We start from the raw sequence: 11,627 nt of genomic DNA on the forward strand, positions 1-11,627 counted from the left end.
GGGCACCGACGTGCCCGCCCTGTTCGCGCTGGGCGCCTGGTGGGAGGCGCTCAACATGGCCGTCCTGGCACATCTGTTGCTCTCGTTCCCCGATGGGCGCCTCACCACGGCGCTGACGCGGCGCATGGTCTTCTTCGCGTACGCGCTCGTCGCCGTGGGCGGGCTCCTGAGGGCGATGATGTTCGACCCGGCCGTCTCCTCGGACGCCACCTATCTGGACTGCCACGGCTGCGGCCCGAATCTGCTGCTGGTGCCCGGCATGACGGGACTCTTCGACTACGTCGACGGTGCCTACCGGGCGGTGGGCTGGGTCCTGTCCGTGGCCGCGGTGGCGCTGCTCGTGAGGCGCTGGCGGCATGCCTCGGTGGCGCGGCGGCGGGCGCTGACCCCGGCCTGGATCGCCGTCGTCATCGCCACCGCCTTCCTTCTCTCGCACGTCGTGCTGCGCCTGGTCCCCGGGATCGGCGACTCCGCAGCGAGCGGTGTGTACCTGATCTCCGACCTCGCACAGGCCGCCGTGCCACTGGCCTTCCTCGCCGGTCTGCTGCGGATGCAGCTGCAGCGCGCCGAGGTGAGCGGCCTGGTCATAGAGGTCGGCGCCGACCCGGATCCGGTGCGGCTGCGCCAGGCGCTCGCCCGGGTGCTCGGCGACCCCGGGCTGAGACTGGGCCTGTGGAACGAGGAGCGCGGCGCGTATCTCGACGGCGAAGGCCGGCCCGTGCGGCCGGAGGGCGCGGGGCGCACCCGCGTGGATTCCTCGCGCGGCGCCGCGCTGGCACTGCTGCGGCACGACCCGGCGCTCGCCGAGGACCCGCAGCTGCTGGAGGCCGTGTCCGCGGCACTGCGGCTGGCGCTGGAGAACGTCTGGCTGCGCAACCAGGCCAAGGAAGTGACCTCGCGCATCGTCCGGGCCGCCGACACCGAACGCAAGCGGCTGGAGCGGGACCTCCACGACGGCGCCCAGGCCCGGATCGTCTTCGCGCTGATGGCGCTGCGCCGCCTGGACAGGGGGCTCGCGGACCATCCGGACGAGTCGCTGCGCCGTTCGGTCGCCGAGGTCGAGAGCAGTCTGAAGCTGGCGCTCGAGGAGCTGCGGGGCATCGCGCACGGCATCCATCCGGCCGTCCTCACCCGTGAAGGCCTCGGTCCGGCGCTGAAGGCGCTGGCGGAGCAGGCCCAACTGACCGTCGTCGTGGCCGCCGAACCCCGACGGTACGATCCGGTCGTCGAGTCCACCGCCTACTTCACCGTCTGCGAGGCGTTGTCCAACGCCGCCAAGCACGCACGGGCGAAGGCCGTGAGTGTCTCCGCCCGGCACCACGACGGCAAGCTGGTCATCGAGACGGTCGACGACGGCGTCGGCGGCGCCGACACGGGGCGCGGCAGCGGTCTGCTCGGCCTCGCGGACCGGCTCGCCGCCGTCGACGGCGTACTGCACATTCACAGCCCCGCGGGCGGCGGGACCAGGATCAGGGCGGAGCTGCCGTGCGTGTGATCGTGGCCGAGGATTCGGCGATTCTGCGGGAGGGGATCGTACGTCTTCTCACCGACGAGGGCTTCGAGGTGCCCGCGCACTGCGGGGACACCGGCCCCCTGCTCGACCTGGTCGCCCAGCACCGGCCGGACGTGGTCCTGCTGGACATCCGGATGCCCCCGACACACACCGACGAGGGCATCCGAGCGGCGGCCGCCATCCGCGAGCGCCACCCCGGCACCGGAGTGCTGCTGCTGTCCCAGTACGTCGAGACCGCCGGCACCGTCCAGGCGCTCCTGCAGAACCAGCGCGGATTCGGCTACCTCCTCAAGGAACGTGTCGCCGACGCCGACGAACTCGCCGACGCGCTGAAGCGGGTCGCCGCCGGCGGGACCGTCGTGGAGCCGGAGGTCGTCGCCCGGCTGATGGACACCGCCCGGCCGGCGGACCCGCTCGACGAACTCACCGCCAGGGAGCGCGAGGTGCTGGCTCTCATGGCCGAGGGGCGGTCCAATGAGGCCATCGCGCAGCGACTGGTCATCGGCGGCAAGACGGTGGAGACGCACGTACGGAACATCTTCACCAAGCTGCAGCTCGAAGCCGACCTCATGGACCATCGTCGGGTGATGGCCGTGTTGACGTATCTGCGAGCCTGACCCTCGCCAGACTCGGGCCGGCGCCCCGCTCCGGGGACGGCAGTTCCCCCGTACTCCCCCGTGAGTCCCCCGTGTTTCCCTGCCGTCTCCCGGAGCGGTGCCGGTGAGAACAACCGTAATCGGGCCCGGATCCCAGGACATCAGGGTCAGCCCTGAGATCCGGAACCGGAGCGACCAGGTCTGGATCGGCGACCGGCTGGTCCTCGCCGTGCGTGTCAGTGGCGCGGGAAGTACGCCTTCGGCAGCCGCATCCCGCGGTCGGCCATGATCTGCCGGACACGGTCCGGGTAGTTCGTGATGATGCCGTCGACCCCCATGTCCATGAGCGCCTCCACCGTGGCCGGGTCGTCGCAGGTCCACGGGACGACCTTCAGGCCCCGCGCGTGGGCCTCGGCGATCATCGTGCGGTCGGGGTAGAAGCGGAAGCCGGGGTCGCCGATCTTGCCGTTCTGCGGGAAGCCGTAGTTGGGGGAGAGCGCCTTCACGCCGGGGACGGCCGCGGCCGCCCTGACGAAGTCGCCGTCGTAGTCGTCGGCGTCGATCCCGCCCAGCCAGGGGGAGGCGCCGGGCTTGCCGACCTGGAGGAAGTCGTAGTTCGTCAGCGCCACCAGCGGCCACCGCGGCGCGAGCTGGTGCATCTCCTTCAGCGCGCCCCAGTCGAAGGACTGGATGGTGACCTGGCGCTCGAGGCCCGAGGCGCGGATCTCCTCGTACACGCGGCGCACGAACAGCTCACGTGGCGCGGTCTGCTCGGGTGCTCCCGCTTCGACCTTCGTCTCGATGTTGAGGGTGACCTGCCTGGCCTTGTAGCTCTTGACGAGGTCCAGGACGTCCCGGAGCTCGACCATGCGGGCGCCCTTGATCTGCTCCTGCTCGGGGTAGCCGGGCAGTTGCTGGTAGCCGCAGTCCATGGTGCGGATCTGGGCCAGCGTCAGGTCCTTGATGTACTTGCCGACGTACGGGTACATCGGGTCGCCCGGCGTGACCGGTGCCGTGTCCCGGCACTTCTGGGCGCTGACCTGCCGGTCGTGGGTGACGACGACCTTCCGGTCCTTGGTGACCTGGGTGTCCAGTTCCAGCGTGGTGACGCCCAGCCGCAGCGCCTTGCCGAACCCTTCCAGGGTGCTCTCGGTCGTCATGCCGAGGCCGCCGCGGTGGGCCTGCAGGTCGAAGTGCGACTTCTGGGGCAGGACGCCGGGGTCACTCGCCGTCGTCGCATGGGCGGCCGTCGGGAGGGCGAGCACCGGCACCAGGGCCAGGCCGGCGAGGAAATGTCTTGCGGACATCGAAACCTCACTCGTTGGGGGTTGGGGCGATCCCAGGACGCTAGTTCGACGCCGGGCGCGGGTGAAGACCTCGACGTGATGCAGCTGTGAACGCTCGACGAACCCGAGGGTGACTGGGCGGTCGCCCGAAAATGGCAGGCCGGCCGCCGGGGGAGCGCGGCATCATGGCGGTCCGCCGCCGCCCGTGCCACCGGGGCGCGCGATGAATCCGGGGGGGACCTGTGACCGTGACGAACATCCTGCTGTCCGGCGTCGTCGGCTCGACCGCCTACGGACTGGCCCACAAGGGCTCCGACGTGGACCGGCTCGGCCTGTTCGCCGCCCCCACCGAGGCCCTGCACGGCCTGCACGGCCCGAAGGAGTCCCACGTCACCACGGCCCCCGACCGCACCCTGCACGAGGCGGCGAAGTGGTGCCGGCTCGCGCTCGGCGGCAATCCGACCGTCATGGAACTCGTCTGGCTGCCGGAGGAGTTGTACGAGGTGCGGACGGAGCTCGGCGACGAGCTCATCGGCATCCGGGCGTCCTTCCTGAGCGCCCGGCGGGTCCGCGATGCCTATCTCGGGTACGCCACACAGCAGTTCAGGAAGCTCCAGAGCCGCGGCGACGGTTCGTTCTCCGCGGACACCCGCAAGCGCACCGCGAAGCACGCCCGCCACCTCAAGCGACTGTGCCAACAGGGCTACGAGCTCTACACCACCGGGCAGTTGACCATCCGGGTCGAGGACCCCGAGAGCTACCACACCTTCGGTGAGCAGGTCGCCGCCGACCCGGCGTCCGCGCTGCCCCTGCTGCGCCGTTTCGAGGCGGCCTTCGACGAGTCCCGCACCGTACTGCCCGAACAGCCTGACGAGACGGCCGCGGAGGCGTGGCTGCGGCGGGTCCGGGCGCGCCTCTACACACCGGACGCGGTCCGGACGTAGACCTCGAGCAAGGATTCCGGACGTAGACCTCGAAAAATCCGGTGCCCCGCGCCCACCCGGTTCCCTACACTCACCACGTTCCGAAGAGTGAGTCGAGTGAGGGGAGCCGGGCCGTGCGTGACCGCATCGCCGTCATCGTTCCCCGCTCCCGCTTCGAGGTGATCCTCGTGTCTCCGGCCGCCCGGTGCCCGCTGCGCGGCCGGTACCGGACGCCCGTGACGAACGACTGAGCCACGCGCAACACCAACGCCTGGCATCTGCCTGCCCGTTCCGTCCGGGAATCGCGCTGCCCTTTCACCGAACCATCCCGAAAGGCCATGGGCCGTGCGTACCGCACTGAATCGTCGACCGACCACCGTTCGCAACCTCGGCATCCTCGCCCACGTCGACGCCGGCAAGACCACCGTCACGGAACGGATCCTCTACACCACCGGCACCACCCACCGGCGCGGCGAGGTCCACGACGGCACGACCGTCACCGACTTCGACCCCCAGGAACGCGACCGTGGCATCACCATCTTCGCCGCCGCCGTCAGCTGCACCTGGGACGGGCACCGCATCAACCTGATCGACACGCCCGGGCACGTCGACTTCGCCGACGAGGTGGAGCGATCGCTGCGGGTGCTCGACGGGGCGGTCGCGGTGTTCGACGCCGTCGCGGGGGTCGAGCCGCAGAGCGAGTCCGTGTGGCGGCAGGCGGACCGGCACGGCGTGCCGAGGATCGCCTTCGTCAACAAGCTGGACCGCGCGGGAGCCGCCCTCGACACTGCCGTCGCCTCCATCCGGGAGCGGCTGCACCCGGCACCGCTGGTCGTGCAGCTGCCGATCGGCGCCGAGGACGCCTTCACCGGCGTGGTGGACCTGGTGCGCATGCGGGCACTGGTGTGGGCCGACGGCGCGGAGACAGCCGTAACGGAACCGGTCCCTGCGGACCTGCTGGACGAGGCACACCGGCGTCGTCGGCTCCTGGAAGAAGCGGTCGCCGAGCTCCACCCGGACGCGTTCGAGGAGTTCTGCGCCACCTCGGCCCTGTCCGGGCCGACCCTGGCCGCCGCGCTCCGCGACCTGACCCACAGCGGCGACGGCGTGGTCGTGCTGTGCGGTTCGGCGTACCGCAACCGCGGGATCGAGCCGCTGCTCGACGCGGTCGTGTCGTACCTGCCGTCACCGCTGGACGTACCGCCGGTGCGCGGCACGCTCGACGGGGCGGAGCAGGAGCGGGCTGCCGACCCGGACGCACCGCTCGCGGCACTGGCGTTCAAGGTGAGCGCCACAGCGACGGGACGGCTGACCTACCTGCGGCTGTACTCGGGGACGATCGAGAAGGGAGACACCGTGTGGGACGCGGGCGCGCGGCGCAGTGAGCGGATCGGCCGGATCCTGCGTGTGCAGGCCGACCGGCACGCCCAGGTGGAGCGGGCGGTCGCCGGGGACATCGTCGCCGTGGTCGGACTGAAGTCCGCCCGCGCCGGCTCGACTCTGTGCGCGCCGCACGCGCCGCTCGTCCTCGAGCCGCCGAGTGTCGCCGATCCGGTCGTCACCGTGGCGGTCGAGGCCGCACGCTCCGCCGACACCGACCGGCTGGCCACGGCGCTGGACCGGCTGGCCGAGGAGGATCCGTCGCTGGTCGTGCGGACCGACCCCGAGACCGGGCAGACGGTCCTCTCGGGCATGGGCGAACTGCACCTGGAGGTCGCGGTGGAGAAGCTCCGGCGTGCCCACGGGCTGGACGTACAGGTCGGCCGGCCGAGGGTCACCTACCGGGAGACAGTCGTGCGCGGCACGTCCGGGCACGTCCATCGGCACGTCAAACAGGACGGCGGAGCGGGCCAGTTCGCGCAGGTCGTCCTGGATGTCGAGCCGCTGGAGGCGGGCTTCGAGTTCCGTTCGACGGTCGTCGGCGGCCGGGTGCCGCAGGAGTACGTCCGGGCGGTCGAGGCCGGCTGCCGGGACGCCCTGGCCGAGGGGCCGCTCGACGGGCACCCGGTGACCGGGCTGCGCGTCACCCTCACCGACGGGGCGACCCATGTGAAGGACTCGTCCGAGATGGCGTTCCGGACGGCGGGCCGGTTCGCGCTGCAGGGCGCCCTGCGGGCGAGCACGATGGCCCTGCTGGAACCGGTCGTCGAGGTCACCGTCACGGTGCCCGAGGACGCCGTGGGCAGCGTCCTCGGCGACCTCGCCGCCCGGCGCGGCCGGGTCTCCGGCTCGGTCACCCGGTCGGGCTCGGCGGTCGTCACCGCCACGGTGCCGCTGGCCGAACTCTTCGGCTACGCGACCCGGTTGCGCAGCCGCACCCAGGGCCGCGGCACCTTCACGGCCCGGCCCACCGGCTACGCCCCGGCGCCGGACCCGGCACCCGTGCGGTGACGGAACCCGGCGGCCCCTCCCGCACTCACCCGCGGGAGGGGCCGTCACCGGTGCCGTACCGGAGCACGCCTCAGGGATAGGGCACCACCGTCGACGGCACGGTGTTCGCCCCGATGTGGGCGCTCCCGTGTCGTTGATGACGCACTCGTACTGCCCGTGCCCGCTCAGCGAGACGACCCGAACGACACCACCCGCACCCTGGCGGTCGGCCTCCAGGGCTACTCGACCCTCAACGACGTGTACTGGAACCAGATCATGGCCGCCTCGCTCGTGGTGAGTGTCCCCGTGGTAGCGGGCTTCCTGCTGCTCCAGCGCTACCTCGTCGCCGGCCTGACGGCAGGAGCCGCCAAGTGACCAACTCGTCCGACTGTGAAGGGACTTCCGTAACCATCGACTACGCCGCCCTCCCCGACGACTTCCTGTGGGGCACGGCACCTCGGCGTACCAGATCGAGGGAGCCGTGGCGGAGGACGGCCGTTCGCCGTCGATCTGGGACACCTTCTCGCACACCCCCGGCAAGATCGCCGGCGGCGACCACGGCGCCGGGGCCTGCGACCACTACCACCGCAGGCGCGAGGACATCGACCTGATGCGCCGCCTCGGCACGAACGCGGGTGCGTCGGGCGGTCTGAGGGGCGAGGACTCCGGTGGGCGTGGGATATGGGGAGCGGGCGCCCACCGGGCTGGAGGTGGTGCGGTGCGGCCGGGCCCCGGGCGGCTGCCCCGGGACCCGGCCGGCCGCTGCTGTCATCTGCTCGTGAGCAGGGACTCCAGGGCGCTCGCCGTCGCCGGGTGGCGGGTCGTGAGCGCGGCGCCGGCTGATGGGGAAGGACCGGCCGTCGCCGCCCATGCGCCGTCGCAGCCGAGCAAGTCCGCCACCGCGTCGCACGTCGCCGGATGCGTCGCCAGCAGCGCCACGCCGGTGGGCGCCGCCGGGACATCGGGCGTCGCCCATCCCTGGGCGCAGCCCAGCAGCTCCGCCACCGCGTCGCAGGTGGCCGGGTGGGCCGGGAGCAGGGCGGCACCCCGGCGCGAGGGCTCCTGCGTGGCGCGGCGGGCGGTGAGCGGAGCCGGAGGCTGCGCCCGCCACGGCGGTATCCACGCGTCCAGCGCCGCCAGTCTGCCCGGGAAGATCCGGCCGGCCTCGCGGATCAGCAGCGGGGCGAGTTCCGCTGCGCTCGAGCGCAGGGTGGTGATCAGGAGCGGGAGCCACGGCAGGAGTACCGCGTCCGGCAGGCGCCCGAAGGCGTTCGACACTGCCTCCACGACCACATCCGCCAGCCCCGGCACGGGATCCAGCGCGTGCACGAAGCCGCTCAGGTAGCGCGGGTAGGCGGGCACCACCAACGGGTTGTCCAGCAACTCGTCGCACCGGCACCGCAGTTCGGCCCGGGACAGGGTGCCGAGCTGCACCTGCGCCGCCCACAGCAGTGCCGTCTTCGACGGGTCGTCGGGGTGGCACTGGGCGACCGCGAGCTCCAACTGCGCCCGGTCGCAGCCCAGCGACAGGGCCAGGCTCTCCATGCTGAACAGGAAGCCGAGCATCGCCGCGACCTGCCCCACCGTCGCGTCCTCGTCCCGGATCGCCGTCGGCAGCAGCGTGCAGTAGTGGGCGTAACCGGTCTTGACGAAGGACTCGATCCACGCCGGCAGTACCGGCTCGCTGGTGCGGTAGTACGCCAGCAGCGCCCGCACCCGGCGCAGCACCTCCGGCGCGCCGTCGACGCTGCGCTCGGCGGCGAGCACCTTCAGGGCGTGCGTGCCGAGCTCGTCGGCGAGGCGGCGGCTGCGCAGGTACAGCGTCGCGTCCTCGACCGCGGCGAGCACTGTCGCCGTGGTCGCCTGCGGCCCGTACGCCTCGCGTCGCAGCCGCTGCTCCAGCACCTGTTCGAGGCTGACGCCCTCGTAGCCGAGCTCGATGAGGGCCCGCTGGTGGGTGCCCAGCGCCAGGTCCCACGACTCCTGGATCGACCGCTCGCCGAGCCGCCGCTCGCCCATGATCGGCCGCGCCGCTCCCTGCGGCATCAGACGCCGCAGCATCCACAGCACGTCGGAGCACGCCCTGAGTTCCGGCCGGGAGGCCATGTCCAGCAGGGCCCGTTTCACCCCGCGCTGCTCGAGCTTCAGCTCCAGCGGTGCGAGCCGGTCGTACACGTCGCGCGCGAGCGGCGGCAGCGCCTCGTAGCCGACCTGGCCTATCCGGTCGCCGCCCATCATGATCTCGACGAGACGGCGCACGTCCCGGCGCCCGGGGACGCTGTCCTTCTCGATGCAGGTGACCGCCGCGTCCTGGAAGTCGTACGGCGTGGGCTTGGCCCGGTCCCGCATCCCGGCGAGCAGGATCGACGTCTCGAAGACGGCGATGGCGTCGGCGGTGGAGGCGAGATAGCCGTTGCGGCGGGCCGCACGCACGATGTCCACCGACCAGCCGAGCAGTTCGGCCTCGTCGAGACTGTCGAGGACGGGGGGTCTGCGCAGGAAGCCGGACAGCCGGTCTGCGGCGGTGGCCGGTTCCTGTGTCGGGACCGCGACTTGCTTCCCCCGGGACTTCCTCGCCGAGGGCTTCTTCCCTCCGGCCTGGCCCGCCAGCCGGTACGGCTGCACACGGGTGCGCTTCAGACTCTTCGCCCACTCGGTCGCGGCGATCGACACCGAGCCCGCGGCGAGGCCGAACTGCGCCTCGATCGCCGCGTGGCTCGACGGGATGAGCCCGTACTGCCAGGTGGTGACGGTACGCGGGGAGATCGTGAACGTGTCGGCCCCGTGCACGCCGAACTCCTCGACACGGCTGGCCGCGTGGAACGCGCCGCAGACGTACAGGCAGTCGTCGGGATCGGTGCCGGTGGCCGCCAGGTGCTCGCGCATCCGGGTCCACATGTACCGCTCGCGGTCCTCGTCCACGCGCACGCGTGCGGGATCGCCGGGGGCGAGCCGCCGGAACAGGCTGCCGATCAGGAACATCACCTGGCGGTACGTGTCGTGATCGCTGTCGCCGAGCGGCACCTCGACGTACTGGTGCCACCACTCCGACCAGTGCCGCACCTTGCCGTGGCGCAGCAGATGCTCCTCCAGTTCGGCGAACCGCGGCCGCAGGTCGCCGATCTCGACGCCGACGGCTTCGCCGTGCAGTGCGGCCTCCGCCTCGGCCGGGGGAGTATCGGCGTCCTCGGGCGTGGGCTCCGGTGTGCGCTCACCGCGGGTGTCCCACTGGAAGACGTGGTCCGAGGACCGGTCGACCAGCACCAGTTCGACGCCCGGGGTGTCGAGGGCGTACGCGATGGCCTGGTACTCGGCGGACGCCTCGGTGATCGGCGCGACGACCGACAGCGGCGCCCACTCGGCGGGGAAGCCGTCGACGTCGCCGGCGAACGCCTGCACCGCCACCGGCAGCCGGCAGTTGCGCAGCTCGGTCAGCAGCGGCGCCATGTCCTCGCACAGCTCCAGGTAGACGACCTTGGGCTGCTTCTCACGCAGGCGGCGGGCCATGGCGACCGCCGAGGCGGGCGAGTGGTGGCAGACGGGGAAGATCTCCAGCGGCTCGCGCACCGCGCGGTCGACGTCGTCGACCATGCCGAGCAGGATGCTCTCCAGCGCGTCCGGACCGCCCGCGAACGTGGCCGCCGCCTCCTGCAGTTGCCCGCGCAGCGCGCCGAACGTGCTGCTCTCGTGGGGCCCGCTCATGCCAGCGTGGCGATCGCGTCGCGGCCGCCCTCGAGGAACTCGGGCCAGGAACCGCCCTCCTCCTTGCTGCGCGGCTCGACGACACCGTGCAGGTACTTGTTGAGGATGGCCAGGTCCTCGGGCTCGCGCCGGGCGAGGGAGCCGACGAGCGAGGAGGCGAGGGTGCGGGCGGTCAGGGCGCGCTCGCCGAAGAAGTTGCTGTGCAGCACGGCGTCCTCCAGCACACCGATCTGCTCGGCCGTGGACAGCGCCGACTCCAGCTTCTCGTCGTCGCTGCTCGCCGCGGCGGCGGAGGCGCGCAGATCGGCGAAGCTCTGCAGCAGAACGTCGAGGAGGGTCGGCGGCACGTCCAGGTCGATGGCGTGCCGGCGCAGCAGTTCCTCGGTGCGGAAGCGGACGATCTCCGCCTCGCTCTTCCTGTTCGTCACGACGGGGATGCGGACGAAGTTGAAGCGGCGCTTCAGCGCGGACGACAGGTCGTTGACGCCGCGGTCGCGGCTGTTGGCGGTGGCGATGATCGAGAAGCCGGGCTTGGCGAAGACGATGTTGTCGCTGCCGCTGCTCTCCAGCTCGGGAACCGAGATGTACTTCTCGGAGAGGATGGAGATCAACGCGTCCTGCACGTCACTCGTGGAACGGGTCAGCTCCTCGAAGCGGCCGATGGCGCCGGCCTCCATCGCGGTCATGATCGGCGAGGGGATCATCGACTCCCGGGACTGGCCCTTGGCGATGACCATGGACACGTTCCACGAGTACTTGATGTGGTCCTCGGTGGTGCCGGCCGTGCCCTGCACCACCAGCGTGGAGTTGCGGCAGATCGCGGCGGACAGCAGCTCGGCCAGCCAGCTCTTGCCCGTGCCCGGATCCCCGATGAGCAGCAGACCGCGGTCGGAGGCGAGGGTGACGATGGAGCGCTCGACGAAGCTGCGATCGCTGAACCACTTCTGCGAGATCTCCCGGTCCAGGCCGTCGGAGCGCTCGGAGCCGAGAATGAACAGGCGGACCATCTTCGGCGACAGACGCCACGAGAACGGCTTGGGGTTGTCGTCGATCGACTCCAGCCAGTCGAGCTCCTCGGCGTACTTGATCTCGGCGGGAGCGCGCAGCAGGTCGGACATGAAGAGAAAGCCTTTCCATACGGGGATCACCGGCACAGCGAGAGGTGTCGGGTGATCAGGTGAGGAACGTCTTGAGCTCGTGCACGAGCTTCTTGATGTGGCCGGAGATCACCGGCGTG

General features: G+C 71.6%; 7 protein-coding genes and 2 pseudogenes. 6 read left to right on the forward strand and 3 right to left on the reverse strand.

What is annotated here, in order from left to right; translation table 11 throughout:
* Together ACTWQJ_RS34805 and ACTWQJ_RS34810 are read left to right on the forward strand one after the other, a co-directional pair.
* On the forward strand, positions 1–1,495 hold a 1,495-nt coding region (locus tag ACTWQJ_RS34805; RefSeq protein ID WP_443310459.1), incomplete at its 5' end, for a sensor histidine kinase.
* The gene (locus ACTWQJ_RS34810; RefSeq protein ID WP_443310464.1) at positions 1,492–2,130 is read left to right on the forward strand and encodes a response regulator transcription factor; all 639 of its coding nucleotides are present in this window, start codon (positions 1,492–1,494) and stop codon (positions 2,128–2,130) included. The genes ACTWQJ_RS34805 and ACTWQJ_RS34810, both read left to right, overlap by 4 nt.
* A gap of 215 nt (positions 2,131–2,345) precedes the next feature.
* On the opposite strand, the gene ACTWQJ_RS34815 is transcribed toward ACTWQJ_RS34810, so the two are convergent.
* Positions 2,346–3,416, reverse strand: a complete 1,071-nt coding sequence (locus ACTWQJ_RS34815) for a glycerophosphodiester phosphodiesterase family protein (protein WP_443310460.1) — start codon at positions 3,414–3,416, stop codon at positions 2,346–2,348.
* Between the two features lie 221 nt (positions 3,417–3,637).
* Between ACTWQJ_RS34815 and ACTWQJ_RS34820 the strand changes: the two genes are divergently transcribed.
* The 4 genes and pseudogenes from ACTWQJ_RS34820 to ACTWQJ_RS34835 form a co-directional block, all read left to right on the forward strand.
* Entirely contained in the window at positions 3,638–4,339 is a 702-nt protein-coding gene (locus ACTWQJ_RS34820) for a nucleotidyltransferase domain-containing protein (protein WP_443310461.1), read from the forward strand.
* 324 nt (positions 4,340–4,663) lie between these two features.
* Positions 4,664–6,709: an elongation factor G gene (fusA, locus tag ACTWQJ_RS34825; RefSeq protein WP_443310462.1), complete on the forward strand. Its 2,046-nt coding sequence runs from the start codon at positions 4,664–4,666 to the stop codon at positions 6,707–6,709.
* A 180-nt stretch (positions 6,710–6,889) separates the two neighbouring features.
* Positions 6,890–7,063, forward strand: a pseudogene (locus tag ACTWQJ_RS34830) (carbohydrate ABC transporter permease); the annotation flags it as partial.
* Positions 7,060–7,322, forward strand: a pseudogene (locus tag ACTWQJ_RS34835) (family 1 glycosylhydrolase); the annotation flags it as partial. The pseudogenes ACTWQJ_RS34830 and ACTWQJ_RS34835, both read left to right, overlap by 4 nt.
* A 134-nt stretch (positions 7,323–7,456) precedes the next feature.
* On the opposite strand, the gene ACTWQJ_RS34840 reads toward ACTWQJ_RS34835, so the two are convergent.
* Both ACTWQJ_RS34840 and ACTWQJ_RS34845 read right to left on the reverse strand, forming a co-directional pair.
* A complete protein-coding gene (locus ACTWQJ_RS34840; RefSeq protein ID WP_224734041.1) occupies positions 7,457–10,390 on the reverse strand; it encodes a DUF5682 family protein in 2,934 nt (977 codons plus the stop codon).
* Positions 10,387–11,508, reverse strand: coding sequence for an ATP-binding protein (locus ACTWQJ_RS34845; RefSeq protein WP_443310463.1), 1,122 nt, complete (start codon positions 11,506–11,508; stop codon positions 10,387–10,389). The genes ACTWQJ_RS34840 and ACTWQJ_RS34845 overlap by 4 nt, the downstream gene beginning before the upstream one ends.
* Between the last annotated feature and the right edge of the window lie 119 nt (positions 11,509–11,627).

The organism is Streptomyces sp. KR55 (assembly GCF_052245645.1).
In the GTDB taxonomy this organism is placed as follows: domain Bacteria; phylum Actinomycetota; class Actinomycetes; order Streptomycetales; family Streptomycetaceae; genus Streptomyces; species Streptomyces flavusporus.

Excerpts from the sequence above, each read along its gene's own strand:
- ACTWQJ_RS34815 (WP_443310460.1), bottom strand. The coding sequence starts at position 3,416 with ATGTCCGCAAGACATTTCCTCGCCGGCCTGGCCCTGGTGCCGGTGCTC.
- ACTWQJ_RS34840 (WP_224734041.1), bottom strand. The coding sequence starts at position 10,390 with ATGAGCGGGCCCCACGAGAGCAGCACGTTCGGCGCGCTGCGCGGGCAA.
- ACTWQJ_RS34845 (WP_443310463.1), bottom strand. The coding sequence starts at position 11,508 with ATGTCCGACCTGCTGCGCGCTCCCGCCGAGATCAAGTACGCCGAGGAG.